20 protein-coding genes are annotated in these 20,325 nt (G+C 73.1%); 6 read left to right on the top strand and 14 right to left on the bottom strand.

Going from position 1 to position 20,325, the window contains the following annotated elements:
- Position 1: 1 nt before the first annotated feature.
- The 7 genes from SOM13_RS05680 to SOM13_RS05650 all read right to left on the bottom strand — a co-directional run bounded on the left by SOM13_RS05680 (position 2) and on the right by SOM13_RS05650 (position 5,593).
- Entirely contained in the window at positions 2-1,462 is a 1,461-nt protein-coding gene (locus SOM13_RS05680; protein ID WP_320479088.1) for an amidase, read from the bottom strand.
- A gap of 101 nt (positions 1,463-1,563) precedes the next feature.
- A complete protein-coding gene (locus SOM13_RS05675) occupies positions 1,564-2,166 on the bottom strand; it encodes a GNAT family N-acetyltransferase (RefSeq protein WP_243214237.1) in 603 nt (200 codons plus the stop codon).
- A 147-nt stretch (positions 2,167-2,313) separates the two neighbouring features.
- Positions 2,314-2,523 carry a hypothetical protein gene (locus SOM13_RS05670; protein WP_320479087.1) on the bottom strand — a complete coding sequence of 70 codons (210 nt, stop codon included), beginning with the start codon at positions 2,521-2,523 and terminating at the stop codon, positions 2,314-2,316.
- Positions 2,524-2,677: 154 nt separating this feature from the next.
- Entirely contained in the window at positions 2,678-3,469 is a 792-nt protein-coding gene (locus SOM13_RS05665) for a uracil-DNA glycosylase (RefSeq protein ID WP_320479086.1), read from the bottom strand.
- The gene (locus tag SOM13_RS05660) at positions 3,466-4,209 is read right to left on the bottom strand and encodes a Type 1 glutamine amidotransferase-like domain-containing protein (protein WP_320479085.1); all 744 of its coding nucleotides are present in this window, start codon (positions 4,207-4,209) and stop codon (positions 3,466-3,468) included. Before SOM13_RS05660 ends, SOM13_RS05665 begins: the two co-directional genes overlap by 4 nt.
- A complete protein-coding gene (locus tag SOM13_RS05655) occupies positions 4,206-4,793 on the bottom strand; it encodes a phosphoribosyltransferase (protein ID WP_320478212.1) in 588 nt (195 codons plus the stop codon). The genes SOM13_RS05660 and SOM13_RS05655 overlap by 4 nt, the downstream gene beginning before the upstream one ends.
- A gap of 47 nt (positions 4,794-4,840) precedes the next feature.
- Positions 4,841-5,593 carry a DUF2071 domain-containing protein gene (locus tag SOM13_RS05650; RefSeq protein WP_320479084.1) on the bottom strand — a complete coding sequence of 251 codons (753 nt, stop codon included), beginning with the start codon at positions 5,591-5,593 and terminating at the stop codon, positions 4,841-4,843.
- 67 nt (positions 5,594-5,660) lie between these two features.
- On the opposite strand from SOM13_RS05650, the gene SOM13_RS05645 reads away from it, so the two are divergent.
- Complete coding sequence (locus tag SOM13_RS05645; protein WP_320479083.1) at positions 5,661-6,230, top strand: hypothetical protein; 570 nt, start codon at positions 5,661-5,663, stop codon at positions 6,228-6,230.
- Here SOM13_RS05645 and SOM13_RS05640 read toward each other — a convergent pair.
- The 5 genes from SOM13_RS05640 to SOM13_RS05620 form a co-directional block, all read right to left on the bottom strand.
- Positions 6,227-7,528 (bottom strand): hypothetical protein, encoded by a 1,302-nt coding sequence (locus SOM13_RS05640; protein WP_243214241.1) that lies wholly within the window; start codon positions 7,526-7,528, stop codon positions 6,227-6,229. The two genes, SOM13_RS05645 and SOM13_RS05640, sit on opposite strands and share 4 nt — an antisense overlap.
- Positions 7,525-8,889: a glycosyltransferase family 2 protein gene (locus SOM13_RS05635; protein ID WP_320479082.1), complete on the bottom strand. Its 1,365-nt coding sequence runs from the start codon at positions 8,887-8,889 to the stop codon at positions 7,525-7,527. Before SOM13_RS05635 ends, SOM13_RS05640 begins: the two co-directional genes overlap by 4 nt.
- Positions 8,886-9,896: a glycosyltransferase family 2 protein gene (locus SOM13_RS05630; RefSeq protein WP_320479081.1), complete on the bottom strand. Its 1,011-nt coding sequence runs from the start codon at positions 9,894-9,896 to the stop codon at positions 8,886-8,888. The genes SOM13_RS05635 and SOM13_RS05630 overlap by 4 nt, the downstream gene beginning before the upstream one ends.
- The gene (locus SOM13_RS05625; protein WP_192058198.1) at positions 9,893-10,783 is read right to left on the bottom strand and encodes a glycosyltransferase family 2 protein; all 891 of its coding nucleotides are present in this window, start codon (positions 10,781-10,783) and stop codon (positions 9,893-9,895) included. Before SOM13_RS05625 ends, SOM13_RS05630 begins: the two co-directional genes overlap by 4 nt.
- Before the next feature lie 804 nt (positions 10,784-11,587).
- The gene (locus tag SOM13_RS05620) at positions 11,588-12,376 is read right to left on the bottom strand and encodes an SDR family oxidoreductase (RefSeq protein WP_192058200.1); all 789 of its coding nucleotides are present in this window, start codon (positions 12,374-12,376) and stop codon (positions 11,588-11,590) included.
- Positions 12,377-12,565: 189 nt separating this feature from the next.
- On the opposite strand from SOM13_RS05620, the gene SOM13_RS05615 reads away from it, so the two are divergent.
- From SOM13_RS05615 to SOM13_RS05595, 5 genes are all read left to right on the top strand, one after another.
- Positions 12,566-13,897: a bifunctional o-acetylhomoserine/o-acetylserine sulfhydrylase gene (locus SOM13_RS05615; RefSeq protein WP_320479080.1), complete on the top strand. Its 1,332-nt coding sequence runs from the start codon at positions 12,566-12,568 to the stop codon at positions 13,895-13,897.
- Positions 13,898-13,970: 73 nt separating this feature from the next.
- A complete protein-coding gene (gene metX / locus SOM13_RS05610) occupies positions 13,971-15,179 on the top strand; it encodes a homoserine O-acetyltransferase MetX (protein ID WP_243214247.1) in 1,209 nt (402 codons plus the stop codon).
- A 99-nt stretch (positions 15,180-15,278) separates the two neighbouring features.
- Positions 15,279-16,436 carry a sensor histidine kinase gene (locus tag SOM13_RS05605; RefSeq protein ID WP_243214248.1) on the top strand — a complete coding sequence of 386 codons (1,158 nt, stop codon included), beginning with the start codon at positions 15,279-15,281 and terminating at the stop codon, positions 16,434-16,436.
- A complete protein-coding gene (locus SOM13_RS05600) occupies positions 16,433-17,683 on the top strand; it encodes a hypothetical protein (RefSeq protein WP_243214250.1) in 1,251 nt (416 codons plus the stop codon). The genes SOM13_RS05605 and SOM13_RS05600 overlap by 4 nt, the downstream gene beginning before the upstream one ends.
- 84 nt (positions 17,684-17,767) lie before the next feature.
- Positions 17,768-18,445, top strand: coding sequence for a response regulator transcription factor (locus SOM13_RS05595; protein ID WP_308196197.1), 678 nt, complete (start codon positions 17,768-17,770; stop codon positions 18,443-18,445).
- Between the two features lie 51 nt (positions 18,446-18,496).
- Here SOM13_RS05595 and SOM13_RS05590 read toward each other — a convergent pair whose 3' ends face one another.
- Both SOM13_RS05590 and SOM13_RS05585 read right to left on the bottom strand, forming a co-directional pair.
- Positions 18,497-19,783: an MFS transporter gene (locus SOM13_RS05590; RefSeq protein ID WP_320478206.1), complete on the bottom strand. Its 1,287-nt coding sequence runs from the start codon at positions 19,781-19,783 to the stop codon at positions 18,497-18,499.
- A 198-nt stretch (positions 19,784-19,981) separates the two neighbouring features.
- On the bottom strand, positions 19,982-20,242 hold the full coding sequence (locus tag SOM13_RS05585) for a hypothetical protein (RefSeq protein WP_320479079.1): 261 nt from the start codon (positions 20,240-20,242) through the stop codon (positions 19,982-19,984).
- Positions 20,243-20,325 lie beyond the last annotated feature (83 nt).

Genomic DNA, 20,325 nt, shown 5'->3' with positions numbered 1-20,325 from the left:
CTCACCACCCGGGCGGGTGCCGACGCTGCCACCGCAGACGCCGTTCGAGCTGCGCACCGAGGGCGAACAGGACGTCCTCGCGACCCGGACGGCCGATCAGCTGCACACCCGCCGGCTGCCCGTCGATCTCGCCCACGGGCAGGGTGATGGCCGGCAGCCCCGCGACGTTGACGAACGACGTGAACGGCGAGTAGAGGCACTGCTGCTCGAAGTTGCGCTCGGCGTCGACGTCGTCGTACCAGCCGATCGGGCGCGGCAGCAGGGCGAGCGTCGGCGTCAGCACGGCGTCGTACGGCACGAAGCTCTCGATCACCGCGCGCTCGAAGGCGGTCAGCCCGACGAGGGTCGCGGCCAGCTCGCGCGCGGTCACCCGCCGCCCCTGCTCGACCAGCCAGCGGGTGATCGGCTCGAGCCTCGCCAGCTCGGCCTCGGTCTCGGCGGGGATGCCCGCGGCCCCGGCCTGCCACAGGGTGCGGAACAGCGTCGGGTAGTCCGAGCCCGGCATGGTGGTCTCGTCGACGCCGTGCCCGAGGTCGGCGAGCAGATCGGCCGTGTGCCGGACGACGCCGAGGAGGCGCGGGTCGACCCAGACGTCGAACGCGTCGTCCCACGGGCTGGTCGTCATCACCGCCACCTGGAAGCGTCCCTCGCCGCGCAGCGCGGTGCCGAGGTAGGCCCCGTCGGGCGACGTCGGAGCGTGCAGCGCCTGCCCGTGCCGCGGCGGGCGGCCGTCGGGCGAGACCATGGCGTCGAGCAGCATCGCGGCGTCGGCGACCGTCCGGGCGAGAGGCCCGCCGACGGCCAGTCCGCCGAGACTGGACAGCCCCGACTGCGACGGCACTCGGCCCCGCGAGGGCTTGAGACCGACGAGACCGGTCGCCGCCGCCGGGATGCGGATGCTGCCGCCGCCGTCGGACCCCGGGGCGAAGGGCAGCAGGCCCGCCGCGACGGCCGCCGCGGCCCCGCCGCTCGAACCGCCCGCGCCGGTCTCGGGCCGCCAGGGGTTGCGGGTCGGGGGCCCGATCAGCGTCTCGGTGTAGGCCGTGAGCCCGTACTCGGGGGTGGCCGTCTTGCCGAGGCTGATGCCGCCCGCCTCGTCGAGCACGTCGACGATCTCCGACGACGTCGACGGCACCCTGCCGTCGGCCAGGCGCGAGCCCGACCGGGTGGGCACCCCGGCCCGGTCGGTGAGGTCCTTGTCGGCGAACGGGAGTCCCCAGAGCGGCGCGGCCGTCGGCCCCTCCCGGGTCAGCCGGTCGGCGCGGGCACGGGCGGCGTCGGCCGTGACCGTCGTGAAGGCGCCGATGCCGGGGCGGCCGCCGCCTGCGGGCTCACCGGTGCCGCCGCCGTCGAGGCGCTCGATCCGCTCGAGGTAGTGGTCGGTCAGCTCGCGTGGCGTCACCCTGCCGTGCCGCAGCTGGTTCCACTGCTCGTGGGCGGTGAGGTCGTGGAGTTCGGGCATCCGTCGAGCCTAGGCCTGGCCGCGCCTCCTCGACTCCCCCGGTCGGCCCGCCCGAGCTCGTGCCGGGCCGAGCTCGTGCCGGGCAGCGCCCGTGCCCGTGCTCAGCGCCCGAGTCGACCGCGTCGCTTCTTCAGCGACTTCTGCATCGTGATGGTGCCGAGCCACCGCCCGAACTTGAAGCCGACCCGGCCCATGCGCCCGACCTCCACGAAGCCGAGCCGGGCGTGCAGGGCCACCGACGCCTCGGCGTTCTTGTCGGCGATCACGGCGACCATCTCGCGGATCCCGGCGTCGCGGCACGCCTCGACGAGCGCCTCGAGCAGCCCCGCACCGAGCCCCTTGCCCGTCGACGCGGCCCGCAGGTAGATCGAGGTCTCGACGGTGTAGCGGTAGGCGGCCTTGCCGCCCCAGGGCGAGGCCAGCGCGTAGCCGAGCACCTCGCCGCTCGGGTTGACCGCCACGAGGAACGGCATGCCGAGCGACGTGACGAACGAGAACTTGCGCCGCCACTCGGCCAGCGTCATGGCGTCCTCGTCGAAGGTGACCGACGAGTTCGCGACGTAGTGGTTGTAGATCTCGCGCACGTAGGGCAGATCGGCGGGGGCGGCGGCACGCACCTCGAACCGGAACGCGGGCTCGACGGGCGCCGGCGACTGAAGGGCGCGGGGCAGGCGACGACGGGGCTGGTATTCCTCTTCGAGCACGGTGCCACTCTGCCATGCGGGCGGCCGCTCTTGCGCCTGCGCAGGCGGGCGAGGGCGACCCCGACGGGCGAGTCTTCACGCCCGCACGCGCCGGAGACGCCCGCTCCGCCCGCGGCTACGCCCGGCACCCAGGAGGAGCGGCGCGGCTCAGGAGGCGCGGCGCAGCCCAGGAGGCGCGGCGCAGCCCAGGAGGCGCGGCGCAGCCCAGGAGGCGCGGCGCACCTCAGGAGGCGCGGCGCAGCTCAGACGGAGGCTCGTATGCCTGCGCAGACGGGCCAGTGCGACGCCGAAGGGCGAGTCTCCACGCCCGCCCGCGACGAACACGCCCGCCCGGGCCGCGGCTACGCCGCCCGGCACCCCAGGAGGCGCGGCGCAGCCCAGGCGGACGCTCCTACACCTGCGCACACGGGCGAGTGCGACGCCGACGGGCGAGTCTCCACGCCCGCATTCGCCGGAGACGCCCGCTCACCCCAGGGCCGGGGTACCTGAAGCTCAGGAGGCGCGGCGCGGCTCAGGCGGGCGGCAGCGCCCAGTCGACGGGGTCGCCGCCCTGCTCGACCAGCGACGCGTTCGCCCGGCTGAACGGCTTCGAGCCGAAGAACCCCCGCGAGGCGGAGAGTGGGCTCGGGTGCGCCGACTCGATGGTCGGGACGTCGCCGAGCATCGGCTTCAGGGCCGCGGCGTCGCGCCCCCAGAGGATGGCGACGAGAGGGCCGCCCCGGGCCGCGAGGGCCTCGATCGCCCGCTGCGTGACCGGCTCCCAGCCCTTGCCGCGATGAGACGCGGTCTCGCCGGGGCGGACGGTCAGCACGCGGTTGAGCAGCATCACGCCGTTCTCGGACCACGACGTGAGGTCGCCGTGCGCGACCGGGGGCACTCCGAGGTCGTCGTGCAGCTCGCGGTAGATGTTCGCCAGGCTCCGCGGGATGGGGCGGACCCGGGGGTCGACCGAGAACGAGAGCCCGACGGGGTGCCCCGGCGTCGGGTAAGGGTCTTGACCGACGATGAGCACGCGCACGCTCTCGAGCGGCGCCCTGAACGCCCGGAGCACGTGCTCGCCCGCGGGCAGGTAGCCGCGACCGGCGCGGACCTCGGCGCGGAGGTACTCGCCCATGTCGGCGATGCGGTCGGCGACCGGCTCGAGCGCCTCCGCCCAGCCGGCGTCGATCTGCTCGGCTAGGGGCCGGCGCGCGGCCGACTCGGGCGAGGCGGGCGAGGCGGGCGACTCGGCCGACTCGGGCGAGGCGGGCGACTCGGCCGAGGCCGCCGACTCGGGCGACGCGCCACCGGGGGCGTCGGTCACGCCGGGCCCAGGGTGCCGACCGAGACGCCGACGATCTCGCCGCCCTCGTCGACCTGAGGCTCGACCCGCCACACGCTGCCCGTGCCGAGCACCGTCAGGGCCCCGTCGCCGACGACGAGCGCGGTGTTCTCGTCGATCGCGACGCCGCCCGAGACCAGCCCGGCCTCGGTCGCGGCGATGAGCCGGGTGAGGGTGCCCCACTGGGCGGCGTGCACGTCGACGGCGATGTCGACGAGACCGAGGCCGCCGCTCAGGGTGACCTCGTCGAGGTCCTCCGCCGCGTCTTCGGGGCAGACCGGCACGTCGCCGATCAGCCAGCCGCCGAGCAGCGCCCGGTCGGCGGCGATCATCGCGCCGGCCGAGAAGCCCAGGTACGGCAGCCCGTCCGCGACCAGGAGGCGCACCTGGTCGACGAGCGGGATCACGGCCTCGAGGTACGCGGGGGTGAGCCCGCCGGCGACGATCAGGCCGTCGACGTCGCTCAGCACCCGGGTGTCGAACGACTCGCCGGCCTCGATGACGCTCGTCACGACCTCGCAGCGCCCCTCAGACGCGATCATCGCGGGGTAGCCGGTGCGGAACTCGGCCGAGGGCGAGTCGTCGGCGACGACGACGAGCAGGGCGATGCGCGGCACGGCGCGCCCGACGGCGCCGCCGCGGACGGCCGCCTCGGCGACGAAGAGGTCGTAGAGCTCGGGCGAGTCGGGCGACCAGCCGCCGCCCACCAGGTGGATGCTCACGCCTCGACCACCGCGCCGCTGTCGCGGGTGACCGGCGGGAGGGCGCTCCACGGGAAGGTGATCCAGCGGGACGTGCGCTTCCAGACGAAGTCCGGTTCGAGCAGGGTGCGCGGCTTGCTGTAGAGGCAGACGGTGCGGACGTCGGCGGCGACGGCGGCGAGCAGGTCGCGGACGAGCACGAGCGTGCGACCCGAGTCGGAGACGTCGTCGACGATCAGCACGCGCTTGCCCTCGAGCGACGGGGCGTCGAGGGTCGGGGGCAGCAGCACCGGCTCGGGCAGGCGCTCGTCGATGCCCGTGTAGAACTCGACGTTGATCGAGCCGCACATCTTCGTGTCGAGGGCGTACGAGATGGCGCCGGCCAGCACCAGCCCGCCGCGGGCCACGGCCACGATCACGTCGGGGGTGAAGTCGGCCGCGACCACGTCGCTCGCCAGATGCCGCGCCGCCTCGCCGAATTCGAGCCAGCCGAGCACCTCGCGCTCGGGGGCGCCCGTCGACCCGCCCGCCGTGTCACCCGTCGCCGGCGGCGCCTCGGGTGGTGCTGCGGCGGTGTCGGTCGAGTCGTCGGGTGAGGAAACCATGCCAGCAACCGTAGTGCGCCCGCGCGCGGACCGCGAAGACCGGCCGGTCAGGGCCCGACCCACCGACCCCCGGGAGGCGCGAAGACGGTGTCGACGCCGTCCGACCAGAGCAGCGAGTCGGGCTCCCGATCGGCGACCCCGGGCAGACCGGAGTCGGCGACCAGCTCGTCGTCGAGGTCGACCAGCTCGGCCCGCCGCAGCGGCCACGCGCCGTGCTCGTTCGGCCAGAACCGGGTCGTCCCGCCCCGCTCGACGTGCATGCCCCAGCGCGCCGTGAGGAAGTCGACCAGGGGGTCGCCGACGACGACCTCGTCGGTCGGACGGACGTGGAGGCGGGTGGCCGGTCGCGGGCCGGGTCCGTGCCTGCGCGAGGCGTACTCGACGACTCCCCCGCGCCTCCTGCGGGTCATCGAGGCCCAGCGGTACGGCAGCCCCAGCCCCGCGTTCGCGGCGAGCACCGGCAGCAGGCGCTCCGCCTCGAGCGTGCGGAAGACGACACCGCGCCGCCCCTGCTCGTCGACCGAGTAGAGCCGCACGTTGGTCTCGAGGAACGTCCCCAGCACCGGCACCGGCGGAAAGGGCCCGAACGCGCTCCGCGACAGCTCGAACGGGATCAGACCGACCCAGGTCGACCCGTCGAAGACGTCGGGCCGCGTGCCGTGCGGCAGCAGCGGGGCGACCCGGTCGGGCTCGACCCTCCAGTGCGCGAAGGCGAGCCCGCCCCAGTGCTGCCGGATGAACGGCCGACGGGAGAGCTCGGGGGCGACGTCGGAGACGGGATCGGGGTCGCGGGCGGTCATCGCCTCACCCTACGTGCGGCGGGCCGCGTGGGTAGGGTCGGAGGGGACCCGAGAGGATCCGACACCGGTGCTCCCCGACCTGCCAGGCCTTCCCGTCCGCCGAGCGGACCCGACCCCGCTCGAGCGCGCCGTCGACGACGGGTTCCTGATCGTCCGCGCCGCCGCGGTCGTGGCCGTCGCGAACACCGTCATCGTCAGGGCGCTGCAGGAGCGTCTGCCGTTCGACGACGACGTCGCGACGACGGCGGCCCGGGACGAGCTGGCGCGGCTCGAGGCCGAGCAGCGCGAGGGGGTCGCGCGGCTGAAGACGCTCCGACGGCGGACGCACCGGTCGTACGGCCGGTCGCGGCACCAGTTCGACTACCGGGTCGACGACATCGACGCGCTGCGCCTCCGCGAGGCCACCCACAAGGAGCTGGCGGCGCGCATAGCCCAGAGCGCCGCCGACGACGACTTCGTGGCGTCGCTCGTGGCGGCTGCGAGGGCCCGGGCCTGGGACGACGTCGGCAGCACGGTCGTCGACCGCCTCGGCTGGGCAGCCTCGCCTCTGCCCGACTACGACGAGGGGCGCGACGAGCGCATCCGCACGCTCGTCGACGAGGACATCGCCGCGCTGCTCCGCCCCGAGGGCGACTAGCGGGAGACGACCCCGTCGAGCAGACCCACCGGGTCGTCGACGAACGCCTGCACCGCGCGGCGCACGGCGTCGCGGTCGAACGAGGTGTCGTTGTACGACACCGCCACGTGCAGCCGTCCGTCGAGCACGACGAGCTGCACGGCGACCGTCTCGGGCGCGATGGGGTGCACGGCCGACGCGGTGTCGACGACCCGCCCGTCACGCACCCACGGGAGGGACTGCAGCGAGCGATTGACCCCGAGGTTGCTGACGACGACCCTGGCCCTCGCCCTGGCCGGCGTGGCTCCGGGCGCACGGCGACGCGCCGGGCGCAGCGCCTCCTTGACGGCACCGGCCATCAGCGCGGCGAGGGGCCGCCCCGACGCCGCTGTCTGCGCCAGGCTCTGGTCGACCGCGACGAGATCGTCGCCGCCCGTCACGGGGATCCCCGTGACGAAGCTGCCCGTGGCCTCGACCCCGGTGGGCAGGTACCCGCGGACGTCGTAGACCATCTCGCTGTCCGGCCCAAGACGCAGCCCCTCGGCGGCGAGGGCGGCCCGCAGCGCGACGATGACGCCCGCGCCGAAGGCCACCGGCTCGTCGCGCCGACGCAGCCAGGCGTGCAGCCCCTTGAACGTCTCGCGGGTCCCGTTCGCCACGACGACGGCGGTGGAGCCGGTCCAGCCGATCAGCGGGCGTTCGACGGGCACCCGCTGCGGCACGACGGGGGTCTCGACGCGGCGCACCCGCAGGAGCGTCGCGACGCGGGCGGGGTGCTTGGCGAAGGTCTCGACGAACGCCGACCAGAGCGGTCTCCGGGCGTTCTCGGCCGTCAGCCACGCCGGGATGTCCCCACCCGTCGCGACCTCGATCAGGGCGAGGGGCAGGCGGGTCGTGAAGCGCGCGTCGACGACGCCGTGGTCGAGGATCATCAGGAGGCGGTCGCCGGCCAGCAGGATGCGCACGGGCGGCCCGGGCTCGAGCCGGCCGATCAGCCGCTCGAGCGCGTCGCCCGCGTCTCCGCTCGCGAACTCGGGCGCTTCGACGACCATCAGGTCGCATCGTTCACGGAGCGACTCGAGACCGAAGCCCCAGGTGCGGTCGTCGAGCGCGACGAGTCCGAGCCGGGCGTCGGGGCCGACGGCGGCGATGCGCCAGAGGGCGTCGGCGATCGCGTCGCGCGACGGCAGCGTCATCGGGCCGAAGACCGAGACGATGTATCCGCCGGCTCCGAGTCGGTCGACGGCCGAGATGGGCACGCGCACGTCGGCGACCGAGGCCGGCACGGAGCCCCCTGCGCCGTTCGTCACGGCGGTCATGCGGACCGCCGTGCGACCGAGGGGTCGGCGCCGGTCGTGCGTCGCGGCCCGGTGCCCGCGCTGCGACGGCCCATCAGCCCGGCTCCACGACGCCGCTGACGTAGGTACAGGATCGGCCCCAGCGCGACGGAGAGCAGCTCCTGCCGGGCGGTGCGGGCGATCTCGCGGGTCAGGTCGGCGTCGACCGGAGCCGAGGAGGCGCGCGAGGGTCCGGCGACGTCGGCGGGCGCCCCCTCGACACGGCGCTTCGCGGCCAGCACCCGGATCGCCCCGGGGGCGCGGCGGAGCGCTAGCCGCAGGGTCACGGGGTCGAGGGCGATCTTCGTCAGCCAGGCGCCGAGCCCGGTGCCGTATCCCTTCGCCTGCACGCGCAGGGCCCCGAGGTCGGAGCGGTGCCGGTGCCAGACGAGCGCCGACGGCTCGACGACGAGGGCGTGCCCGGCGAGCAGCACGCGGGTGAAGACGTCGAGGTCCTCTCCTCCGCCTGTCGGCGTGCCGACGCCGAACGCGGTGTCGAAGCCGCCGAGCAGCAGGGCGACCGGGCGACGGAGGGCGAAGTTGGCGCCGGTGCCGAACGCGCCGACCGAGAACGGGAACAGCGGCAGGTCGACCGGCGGCTCGTCGAGACGGAAGACGCGCGTGGTGGTGTTCTGCGACCACGACACCCGGTCGTCGAAGAAGCGCTGGACGGGCGTGCGCAGTTCGCCGCTCGGCACGAGCCCGGACACGCAGGCGACGTCCTCTCCCTGGGCGAAGCCCGACGCGAGGCCGTGCAGCCACTGCCCGTCGACGATCACGTCGTCGTCGGTGAAGGCGACGATCTCGCCTGTGGCGGCCGCGAGACCGGCGTTGCGCGCGCTCGACAGGCCTGCGACGGGCTCGGCCGTGTAGCGCACGCGCGGGTCGTCGAACTCGGTGCGGACGAGGTCGCGGGTCTCCGTGGTCGCGGCGGCGTTGTCGACGACCACCACGTCGAACTCGGGGTAGTCCAGTTCGAGCACGCTGCGGAGGGCGCCGCGGAGATGACCCGGACGGTCGCGGGTGCACAGCACGACCGTGACCGAGGGCAGGTGGATCGGCTCGACGGGCACGACGACCGTCGCCAGCGCGGCCACCTCGGAGCGGAGCAGCTCGAGCGGCACCCGCCCGTCGACCACGGGGGCCTCGACGAAGCCCAGCACTGCGCGACCGCGACGGACGAGCAGCCGGGCGGCCCGGTGCCCCTCGGGGGCCGCCAGCACGACGTCGCCGACACCGGGACGGGTCAGCTCGTCGACGTCGACCTCGCCGACCCAGAGCGCACCGCCCCAGGAGGGCGCGGCGGAGCCGGCCATCGGCCGGACGAGCTGGAGATCGGTCACGGGGCGCCGTCCGTCGGTCCGACGGACGCCGGACGGGCCGATCCGCGAGCGGGGAGGACCTGGCCGGCCGAGGGATCGACGGGAGCCAGGGAGGCGCGGCGCAGGCTGCCGAGGGCGTAGCCGGCGACGGTGGCGACGACCGCGGTGACGAGCGCGGCCAGACGACCCGCGCCTCCTCTGCCGACCGAGCGGAGCTCGCGCAGCGCGGCGCGCGGGATGTCGCGACGCAGGTAGGCGGACTCGCTCGACAGCGAGTCGGACGCGCCCAACTGACGGCTGAGCGCCGCCTTCGACACCCCCTCGTAGAAGGAGCGGCGACGGAGGTACGCCCAGGTCACCCGACCGGCGGTCACGTGGTGACGCACGTCGGCCCGCGGTTCGAGGACGATTCGCGCCGACGGGTCGGCCTGCCGGATCCGGATGCAGAGATCGGTCTCCTCTCCCCCGAGGGGGATGGTGCCGACGCGCCCGGTGTCGAGGTTGAAGCCGCCGACCGACAGGACCGCGTCGCGGCGGAAGGCCATCGAGCAGCCGATGACGTTCCGCACGTCCGAGAGCCGGGTCGGCAGACCGCGGTGGCTGCAGCCGACGATCCAGAGCAGCTCGGCCGGGTAGAGCGTGTTGCCGCCCTCGGGCCAGACGGGCGTCGCATGCCCGCCGACCCCGGCCACGCGGGGGTCGGCGAACGGGCCGAGCAGGTGCGTCAGCCACGCGGGGTCGGCCGAGGCGTCGTCGTCGAGGAACGCGACGATGTCGCCCGAGGCCAGGGCCACCCCCGTGTTGCGGGCGCCGGAGAGCCCCTGCCGGGACTCGTTGGCGGCCACGACGACGTCACTCCACCGATCGCGCGATCGGGCGAGCAGGCCATCGTTGTGATCGACGACCAGCAGCACCTCGGGCGCCTCGGGGAGCCCGCGGACGGACTCCACCGAGGCGACCAGGTCGTCCCATCGGTCTTCGGTGTAGGCGCAGACGACGACGGAGACCGTCGTCGGCTGCTGGGTCACGCGACGTCCTGGCGGGCTCCGAGTCGAGCGTCCAGACGGGCGCCGTCGACGACGGCGAAGACGGGCGCCGGCTCGTTCGTGGCCTCGGCCGACGTGAGGGCGGCCTCGCGGATCGACCGACGGAGACGCGCGGCCGCCGAGGGGCGACGACGACGCTCCTCCAGGATGACGCGCAGCACGCGGAATCCGTCGGAGATCGCGTTGAGGTTGCTGACGCCGTGGATGCGGAGCTTCTCGACGCTCGGGACCTCGACGATGTCGTAGCCGAGGGCGGCGATGCGGCAGTTGAGGATGGTCTCGATCTCGAAGCCGTCGCCGTTGTGCATCTGACCGTCGGCGCGCGGTGCGAGGTCGGCCGGCAGCAGGTCGAGGCTCGGGACGATGCGGGCCCAGAAGGCGTTGTAGCCGTAGCAGAGGTCGGTGTACTTCGTGCCGAGCAGCAGGTTGGTCAGGGCGTTGAGGCCCCAGTTGCCGAGCGCACGGAAGCGCGTGATGTCCTCGCTGCCGCCGCCGTGGACGAAGCGGCTGCCCTTGGCGACGTCGGCGCCCGAGGTGAGCGCCTCGACGAAGCGGGGGATCTCGGCCGGGTCGGCCGAGCCGTCGGCGTCGAACATGACGATGATGTCGCCGGTCGCGGACTCGAAGCCGCAGGCCAGCGCGTTGCCCTTGCCCTTGCGGGTCTGACGGACGACCTTGATGTCGGGCATGACGCGCTGCGCCGTGGCGATGGTGTCGTCGACCGAGTTGCCGTCGACGAGGATCACCTCGTGCACGAGCGGGAGCATCGGCAGGACGATCTCGAGGTTGCGGGCCTCGTTCCGTGCCGGGACGACGATGGAGATACGGGGAGCGGCGCCGTTTTCGGGCGTGGGGAACACCTGGTTCATGGGGTCCTTGCAGGGGTAAGCGAACTGGCAAAGGGGTGTTGCGAGAGGAGCTCTGCACGGGCGGAGTTTCGGGTTCACGCCAGGAGAGCTGGGCTCGGTCGATCAGTTTCGGGCTGAACGACGTCGCCGTCGGGTGAGACCAAACCTACGCTCGATCCGAGGCAGCGCAAGTACCCGGGATCGCGTCGTGTCGCCCGTCGGCCTCCGTCGGTCGTGCCCGGGCCGCCGCCTCACCCGGACGGCGCTCGTCGCACCCTCGACCGACGGCCCGTCCGCCCGCTGTCCCCCGCTCGGGCGGTCGGCGACGAGAGTCGACGCCCCTGGCCCGGGTGTCGTGGGTACAGTCGAGGGCACGCCGAGGCGCCGTCGCACGACGGCACATCGGACCGATGCTCGGAGGAGCCCCATGGCGCGGAAAGTCGACGAGGACAGCACGCTCTGCGTCTGCGGGCACGCCCGCGAGGCGCACGAGCACTACCGCCGCGGCAGCGACTGCGCCCTGTGCGGCGCGGCCGGATGCCGTCGCTTCCGCGCCGATCGTCGACCCGGCCGGGGCACATCGGGGGGACACGGCTTGTCCCCCGAATCCGACTGAGTGGTACTCAGTTCGAGATGAGCGGACCCGCCTGACCAGGCACGGGAGCCGCTCGCGTGCCCCCCGTCCAGGGGTCGCCGAGCCCCCTCCGGGGGCGGTCGGGACCCGGCTGCGAACGCCTCGAAACTGCTCGGGAGACCGACGGGTGATCCGTCGTATCGTCCGCGAATCACCCGTCTCGATCACCCTCGACGACCGCCGTCGGCGTGTCACCGTGTCTGCAGCGGGCCCTTCACGACCTTGTGCGGGGCGGCCTGGGCCACCGGCTTCAGCGTGACGAGGTCGAGGTTGACGTGCGCCGGCAGCTCCACCGAGTGCACGATCGCCTCGGCGACGTCGTCGGCGACGAGCGGCCCCTCGACGTCGGTGTAGACGGCGTCGGCCCGGCCCTGATCGCCGCCGAACCGATTGACCGAGAACTCCTCGGTGTGCACCATGCCCGGTGCGATCTCGATCACGCGGATCGGCTCTCCGGCGAGCTCGAGGCGCAGCACCGCCACCAGGGCGTGCTCGGCGAACTTCGAGGCGTTGTAGCCGCCGCCGTTCTCGTAGGCGACGTGACCGGCGATCGAGGTCACGGTCACGATGTCGGCGCCGCCCCCGGCGCCGCCCGCCCGCTCGGCGTCGGCGCCCCGGCGGAGGGCCGGCAGCAGCGCCGAGACCATCCGCTTCGTCCCGAGCACGTTCACGTCGAACATCCGCTGCCAGTCGTCGATCGATCCCGACTCGACGCTGTCGAGCCCGAACGCGCCTCCGGCGTTGTTGACCAGCGCATGCAGCGGACCGGTCGACTCGACGTGCTCGCGCAGCGCGGCCACGTCGGCGTCCACGGTGACATCCGCTCTGAACGCGGTCGCCCCGGTCTCGGCGGCGAGGTCGAGGAGGCGCTCCTCGCGTCGGGCGACGGCGATCACGTCCCAGCCGCGTCGCCGGAACAGCCGCACCGTCGCCGCCCCGATCCCCGAACTGGCCCCCGTCACCACGACACGCTTCGTCATCCACTGCTCCTCGTCGTCGGGTCGGCCACGGCCGACGCTCCGCCGGTCGACCCGGCATCCGTCGACGCTAGCGCGCCGGGTTACGTCGCGTGTCCGCCCGCGTGGACAGCCCCAGCGCGCCCTGCGTAGCGTTGCAGCACCGCAGTCCGGCCGTTCGGCCGCCGCAGACCCCGACCGCAGGAGCACAGCATGAGCGACGACACGTCCACCTGGAAGTTCGAGACGCAGCAGATCCACGCGGGGGCGCAGCCCGACCCGACGACGCACGCCCGCGCCACCCCCATCTACAAGACGACGTCGTACGTCTTCCGCGACGCCCAGCACGCACAGGACCTCTTCGCCCTCGCCGAGAACGGCAACATCTACTCGCGCATCATGAACCCCACGCACGACGTGGTCGAGCAGCGCATCGCGGCGCTCGAGGGCGGCACGGGCGCGCTGCTCGTCGCCTCGGGTCAGGCCGCGTCGACCTTCGCCGTGCTGAACATCGCGCAGGCGGGCGACCACATCGTCTCGTCGTCGTCGATCTACGGCGGCACCTACAACCTCTTCAAGTACACGCTCGCGAAGCTCGGCATCGAGACGACGTTCGTCGAGAACCAGGACGACCCCGACGAGTGGCGCCGCGCCGTCCGCCCGAACACGAAGCTGTTCTTCGCCGAGACGATCGGCAACCCGAAGATCAACATCCTCGACATCGAGACGGTGTCGGGCGTCGCCCACGCCGAGGGCGTCCCGCTGATCGTCGACAACACCATCGCGACCCCCTACCTGATCCGCCCCCTCGAGCACGGCGCCGACATCGTCGTGCACTCGGCGACGAAGTTCCTCGGCGGGCACGGCACCGTCATCGGCGGCTTCATCGTCGACGGCGGCGCGTTCGCGTGGTCGGAGAACGCCGAGAGGTTCCCCGGGCTGACGCAGCCCGACCCGTCGTACCACGGCGCCGTCTACACGCAGGCCGTCGGCGACCCCCTCGCGTACATCATCAAGGCGCGGGTGCAGCTGCTGCGCGACCTGGGCGCCTCGAACAGCCCCGACACGGCGTTCTCGCTGATCCAGGGCATCGAGACCCTCAGCCTCCGGATCGAGCGCCACGTGCAGAACGCGCAGGAGATCGCGGAGTGGCTCGACTCCCGATCCGACGTCGCGGCCGTCTACTACGCCGGCCTGCCGACGAGCCCCTGGTACGCAGCGGCCAACAAGTACGCCCCCCGCGGCGTCGGGGCCGTGCTCTCGTTCGAGCTCAAGGGCGGCGTCGACGCCGGTCGCGCGCTCGTCGACGGGCTGAGCCTCTTCAGCCACCTGGCGAACATCGGCGACGTCCGCAGTCTCGTCATCCACCCCGCCTCGACGACCCACTCGCAGCTGACCCCCGAGCAGCAGCTGACCACGGGCGTCACCCCGGGTCTCGTGCGTCTCTCGGTCGGACTCGAGAACATCGACGACCTCAAGGCCGACCTCGAGGCGGGCTTCGCCGCGGCCCAGGCGGTCACCCGCGAGTCGCTCCGCAGCAGCTGACCCGGACCCTGCAGGAGGCGCGGTGCGGTAACAATCGCACCGCGCCTCCTCGGGTCCACCAGGATGGGGATCGATGGACTGGCAGAGCACACCCGAGGACACCGTCCCATCGAGCGTCGTCAGCGAGCGGACCCGCCTGGCGATGCTGGGGCGGCCGCCGGTCACCGGCGCGTGGCGCGACGGCGACGACCCCGGCGACCGGCGCTTCGTCACCCTCGGCGATCTCGGGCTCGAGAGCGGCTCGGTGCTCCCCCGCCCCCGGATCGCCTACGAGACCTGGGGCGAGCTCGACGCCGACCGCGGCAACGCGATCCTGCTGCTGCACGCCCTCACCGGCGACAGCCACGTGCGCGGTGCCGCCGGTCCGGGGCATCCGACCGCGGGCTGGTGGAACGGCGTGGTCGGCCCCGGTCTCGCGATCGACACCGACCGCTGGCACGTCGTCGCCCCGAACATGCTCGGGGGCTGCCAGGGCAGCACCGGGCCGTCGTCGTTCGCACCCGACGCGGTCGAGTGGGGTTCGAGGTTCCCGCATCTGACCATCCGCGACCAGGTCGAGGCGCAGGCGGCGTTCGCCGACCGTCTCGGGATCGGACGCTGGGCGGCCGTCGTCGGCGGCTCGATGGGCGGCATGCACGCCCTCGAATGGGGCGTGTCGCACCCCGACCGGGTCGATCGGCTGGCGGTGCTCGCCGCCCCGCCGGTCGTCAGCGCCGACCAGATCGCGCTCAACACGGTGCAGTACGAGGCGATCCGCATGGACGCCGCGTGGCACGACGGCGACTTCTACGACGCGCCAGACGGCGAGGGGCCCTACCGGGGTCTCGCCCTCGCTCGGCGCATGGCCCTGCTCAACTACCGCTCACCCGACGAGCTCAACGCCCGGTTCGGCCGCAGCTGGCAGAGCGAGATCTCGCCCCTCGGCGGCCCGGGCCGGTTCCAGGTCGAGAGCTACCTCGACTTCCACGGCAACAAGTTCACGCGCCGGTTCGACGCCGGCAGCTACGCGGGCCTGCTGGGCGCCATGAACTCGCACGACGTCGGCCGAGGTCGGGGCGGGGTCGCCGCCGCCCTCGACCGCGTGACCGCCCGCACGCTCGTGCTCGGGATCGACAGCGACAGGCTGTTCCCGGTGTCCGACCAGCGGATCATCGCCCGCCATCTCGCGAACGGCATCGACGGGCACGAGCCCGCGGTCATCGTGAGCGAGTTCGGCCACGACGGGTTCCTCATCGAGAACGAAGCCGTCGGCGGTCACCTGAGACGACTGCTCGTCGACTGAACGGCGCGTACGCCCCCCGGCGGGGGGTCCTGTGTGGAAGCATGGGGTCTGCTGTCAACCGACAGGATGAACGACACCCGATGCACACCTGGGATCCGCATGGACATCTTCGCGCAGGAGCGAGACCGGTTGCTCGGCAGCACCGCCCGGGCCCTCGGCATCCCCTGCGCGGTCGTCTCGCTGGTCGCCCTGGCCATCCCCGGCGTCACCGAGCCCCTCCACCTCGCCGCGATCGTGCCGCTCGCCGCTCTCCTGATCGCCTCCCTCTGGATGGTCGGCCGGTCGGCGGCCCCGCGCTGGGTGCTGATCGGGCTCGTCTCCGGCATCGCCGTGAGCCTCGTCGCCCTGCTGCCGTCGGGCGACCCGACCGACCCCGCCCTCGCTACCGCCGTCATCCCGCTCGTCGGCGGGGCGACCGCGTCGTTCTGCGTCGTCCTCTCGTCGAGCCGGGTCCGCGTCGCGGTCGCCGCCGTGGCCTTCGTCGTCGCCGTCGCACTGGTGGCCTCGGCCACCGGATCCTTCCTCACGTACCCGGTCGCGGCGGTCGTGCTCGGCTGGGTGCTCGTCTTCGTGACCGGCGTCTGGCTGGGCCGCAGCGTGCCGCTCGCCGCGCGACGGATCTACAGCATCGGCAACGCGCACCGTGCCGAGCGTCAGGCCAGTGAGACCGAGGCGCAGCGCCGACAGGGGGCGCGACTGCTGCACGACACGGTGCTGGCGACGCTGACGCTGCTGGCGCATTCGGGGGTCGGGGTGACGCCCCAGGCGCTGCAGGCCCAGGCCGCCGAAGACGCGCGGCTGCTGAGGCACCTCCGACTCGGCGGTACGCCGCAGCCGCAGGCGTCGGGCGAGTACTCGCTCGAGACCGTCGAGGAGGACCCTCTGGGTCAGACCCTCGAGTCGGTCAAGCAGCGCTTCGGCCGCATGGGCCTCGAGGTCAGCTGGCACGGCACGGGTCAGGTGCTGCTGCCGAGCCACGTGCTCGACGCGTTCCTGCTCGCCCTCGCCGAGTGCCTCGAGAACGTCCGCCGGCACGCCGGCGTGACGGAGGCGCACGTCACGATCATCCACGACGAGAGCATGGTCCGGGCCATGGTCACCGACGCCGGCGTCGGCTTCGACCTCGCCGGGGTCAGCGAGGAGCGACTCGGCTTCAAGGAGTCCGTCGTCGGGCGCCTGCGCGAGGTCGGCGGCAGCGCCCGCCTGTTCTCGTCGCCCGGCGCGGGCACCACCGTCGTCCTGGAGGCCCCGCGATGAACGTCGACGAGAACACCCTCGGCGTCACCCGCGGGCGTCGCGCCGCCCGTGGACTGCCGATCGGCTCGACCGGGGCCCGCTCGCTCCGTCAGGCCCGGGCCGCGGGGGCGACCCTCGGCACGGGCCATCTCGGCATCGGCGCCGCCGTCCTCGCCGGTCTGCAGGCCGTCTACGGCCTCATCTTCTTCTTCAGCCACCTCGACGACTACCCGTCGGTGGCCCCCGTCCTCACCGCATGGCTCCTCTACATCGCGGTCTTCGTCGTCACGACCGCGCTCGTCACCATCCGCGGCCAACGACTGACGGGTCGCCTGTTCGCCGCCATCGCCGTGGTGCTCGCCCTGGTCGTCGCGCTCGACTTCGTGGCCATCGCCCCGCTGCGGGACGTCGGCGCCTACGCGACGGTCAGCGTCGCCGTCGGCTTCGGCCTCCTCCCGATCGTCACGCTGCGACCCGCCCGCGAGATCGTCGTCGCCACGACCCTGCTCTTCGCCGCCTTCGTCGCGATGACCCTCGCGACGACCCCGATCACCGCCGACACCGGGCCCCAGCAGATCGCCATGATCTCGCTCGCCGTGCTGCCGAGCGCCGTCGCGACGCTCGTGCTGCAGAGGTTCCGCCGCATGGTGCAGGTCGAGCTCGATCGCGTGCTGGTGCAGAGCAACGTCTCGCAGCCGCGCTTCGCGGTCGGCATGCTCGCGAGCGACGAGCTCGCCCGACTCGACCTCGCCGCCGAGAAGCTGCTCGACGGCGTCGCGGGCGGCGACGTGCCGTTGCCGCTGGCCCCCAAGGTCGCGTCGCAGGCCGCGTCGCTCGCGACCGAGCTGCGCCTGCACCTCATCGAGGGTCGGCGCGAGACCTGGCTGCACCACGCCGTCACCGAGTCCGAGTACCTGGGCCGATCGGTCACGCTCGCCGACCCGTCGTCCCTCGCGGGCCTCCTCGCTCCGCCGCAGCGCGACGGTCTGCTGCAGGCCGTCTGGCTGCTGCTCGGCGACTCGAAGAGCCGCACCCCCGGCACGACGATCACGCTGACCCTCGGGCCCGTCACCGCGACCGCGCATTCGCTCGCCGGGCGCAGCGTCGAGATCCCCGTGGTGGTCGCCACGACCGGCATCCGCCGGAACCGGGTCACCCCGGCCACCTGGAGCGCACTCGAGCGCGTGGGCGAGTACACCGTCTCGACCCACGAGCAGAGCGTGCGGCTGCAGGTCTCGTGCCTGGTCGACAACCCGGCCGAACTGTGATCGGCGTGGCCGCTCCGCGTCGCCGGCACCGCTCCTCCCCCGGCATCTAGCATGATGGTCAAGCTCCCCAGAAAGAAGGACCCCGTGACGAACACCGACGATCGCATCCGCCTGGCCCTGGTCGACGACCACAAGATGCTGCTCGGCGCGCTCAGCGAGTGGATCCGCGGGGCGGCCGGCGACATCTCCGTCGTCGCCGCCGTGGCCTCGTGGCCCGAGCTGCTGACGCACCCCGAGTTCCCCGTCGACGTCGTGCTGCTCGACCTCGATCTGAAAGACAGCATCCCGATCTCGCTCAAGATCAACACGCTGAAGACCACCGGCGTCAAGACCGTGCTGATGAGCACGTACTCCGAGCCGAACGTCGTGCGCGAGGCACTCGCCGCGGGCGCGCTCGGCTACCTCGTGAAGAGCGAGGACGCCGAGATGATCGTCGAGGCCATCCGCTCGGCGTCGCAGGGCGAGTCGTACATCTCGGCCGAGCTCGACCTGGCCCTGAACGCGGCCGAGGTCGGGGGCGTGCCGAAGCTCAGCGCTCAAGAGCGACGAGTCATGGCCCTCTACGGCGGCGGCGAGCCGGTCAAGGCCGTGGCGTACCAGCTCGGCATCAGCGAGGAGACGGCGAAGAGCTACCTCAAGCGGATCCGCGAGAAGTACCGCGTCGCCGGCTACGACGTGGGCACCAAGGTGGCGCTCCGCAAGCGGGCCATCCAAGACGGCATCCTGTTGCAGACCGATCTGCCGACGCAGACCAGCTTCTAGCGTCCCCCTGCCGGAGGCGCGGGTCGGCTCTCGCGCCGACCCGCGCCTCCGTCAGTTCTGCACGATGAAGATCGAGCCGCTATCGGTGTCCTCCTTGTGGTCCGCCTCGGCGGCCGCCGCGCAGAGCGCCGCCTGACGGGCGTCGCCGCTCTTCTGCAGACGGAAGCTCACGACCGTGAGCACGACGCCCGCGAGGGCCAGGGCGACTCCGACCCAGCCCGGGGCGGCGAAGCCGAAGCCCGCGGCGATGACGGCCCCGCCGAGGTAGGCACCGGCGCTGTTGCCGAGGTTCATCGACGAGTGGTTGAGGGCGGCGCCGATCACCTGGCTCTCGCCGGCGACCTCCATGAGGCGCGACTGCACCGACGGGCCGATCATCGAGCTGACGAGCCCGAGCAGGAACGTCGTCGCGAAGATGCCGACGATGCCGTCGACGAGCAGCGCGTAGGCGACGAGAGCGGCGATGAGCCCGACGAACCCGACGGTCAGGGCCGCCTTGAGGTTCTTGTCGGCGGCCCATCCGCCGATGACGTTGCCGATGGTCATGCCGACCCCGACGCCGACGAGCACCCACGGCACGACGCCCTCGTCGACGCCCGCACCCTCGGTGACGGCGTTGGCGATGTAGCTGTAGACCGCGAAGAACCCGCCGAAGCCGATCGCGCCGATGCCCATCACGAGCCAGACCTGGGGTTTGCGGAACGCGCTGAGCTCGCGCCTCATCGAGGCGGACGAGTCGCCCTCGAGGTGCGGCACGGCGAGGGCGACCGCGACGAAGGTGAGTGCGAAGATCGCGGCGACCGCGAGGTACGCGACGCGCCAGCCCTGCGCCTGGCCGAGGGCGGTGATCGTGGGCACGCCGATCACGTTGGCGATCGTCAGCCCGCTGAGCACGAGCGCGACGCCCTTGCCGCGGTTGCCGGGCCCCATGATGGTCGCGGCGACGATCGACGCGATGCCGAAGTAGGCGCCGTGCGGCAGACCGGCGAAGAACCGGGCGCCGAGCACCCAGCCGAACGAGGGCAGCACGGCCGAGAGCACGGTGCCGAGCACGAACAGCCCGAGCAGGCCCATCAGCAGCTTCTTCTTCGGCAGATGCGACGACATCGCGGCGATGGTGGGCGCCCCGACGACGACGCCGAGCGCATAGGCGCTGACCAGCCAGCCGGCGCGGGCGATGCCCTCGTCGGACGACTGCGCGTACAGCCCCGGCAGCAGATCCTGCGCGATGTTGGGCAGCAGCCCCATGGCCACGAACTCGGTCGAGCCGATGCCGAAGCCGCCGAGGGCCAGGGCGATCAGGGCGAACGTCTTGCGACGGGTGGAGAGGGTGTTCACGGGCGGCTGCCTTCGCTGGGGTGGGAGGTGTCGGGCGGCGGTGGCCCGGGGCTCTCCGTCGAACGGGCCGGGTGGGGCGTCGGAGGCGACCCGCGCCTCCGGCCGGTCGGGGCATCACCGAATCGATTCGATGAGCGCGAGACCACCGACGAGCTTACGACCTCAGGAGGCGCGGTGACAGCCCCGAGGGCGCCGTCGTCACGCAGCGGGGCGGAAGTCGTAGATGGGCGGCTCCTGCTTGAAGAATCCGAGCAGGCCCTCGATTTGCAGCGAGCCGGCGCCGACCGAGAACACGTAGGTCTCGCCCTCGGTCAGCTCGGCCGCTATGCCGTCGACGTTCTCGGGAGTGACCCCGTCGCGGATGTCGAGGACGCCGCAGGAGTCGGTCTGCACCCTCACGAGCGCGGAGGCACCGCCGATCCCGGTCCGGCTCGAGCTCCGCCCCGACAGGGCGTCCACCGAGTCGACCCTGCAGGTGAGTTCTTCTCGGTGAGAGGAGTCGTACGACTCGAGGACATGAGGTCCGACGCCGAACGTACCGA

The organism is Frigoribacterium sp. CFBP9030 (assembly GCF_034045195.1).
Taxonomy (GTDB): Bacteria; Actinomycetota; Actinomycetes; order Actinomycetales; family Microbacteriaceae; genus Frigoribacterium.
Note: the sequence above shows the minus strand (reverse complement) of the source record. Positions and strands in the feature narration are given on the sequence as shown.

Coding starts and splice junctions, on each gene's coding strand:
- SOM13_RS05640 (WP_243214241.1), bottom strand. CDS start 7,528: ATGACCGCCGTGACGAACGGCGCAGGGGGCTCCGTGCCGGCCTCGGTC.
- SOM13_RS05605 (WP_243214248.1), top strand. CDS start 15,279: ATGGACATCTTCGCGCAGGAGCGAGACCGGTTGCTCGGCAGCACCGCC.
- SOM13_RS05600 (WP_243214250.1), top strand. CDS start 16,433: ATGAACGTCGACGAGAACACCCTCGGCGTCACCCGCGGGCGTCGCGCC.
- SOM13_RS05620 (WP_192058200.1), bottom strand. CDS start 12,376: ATGACGAAGCGTGTCGTGGTGACGGGGGCCAGTTCGGGGATCGGGGCG.
- SOM13_RS05680 (WP_320479088.1), bottom strand. CDS start 1,462: ATGCCCGAACTCCACGACCTCACCGCCCACGAGCAGTGGAACCAGCTG.
- metX (WP_243214247.1), top strand. CDS start 13,971: ATGGACTGGCAGAGCACACCCGAGGACACCGTCCCATCGAGCGTCGTC.
- SOM13_RS05655 (WP_320478212.1), bottom strand. CDS start 4,793: ATGGTTTCCTCACCCGACGACTCGACCGACACCGCCGCAGCACCACCC.
- SOM13_RS05615 (WP_320479080.1), top strand. CDS start 12,566: ATGAGCGACGACACGTCCACCTGGAAGTTCGAGACGCAGCAGATCCAC.
- SOM13_RS05625 (WP_192058198.1), bottom strand. CDS start 10,783: ATGAACCAGGTGTTCCCCACGCCCGAAAACGGCGCCGCTCCCCGTATC.
- SOM13_RS05650 (WP_320479084.1), bottom strand. CDS start 5,593: ATGACCGCCCGCGACCCCGATCCCGTCTCCGACGTCGCCCCCGAGCTC.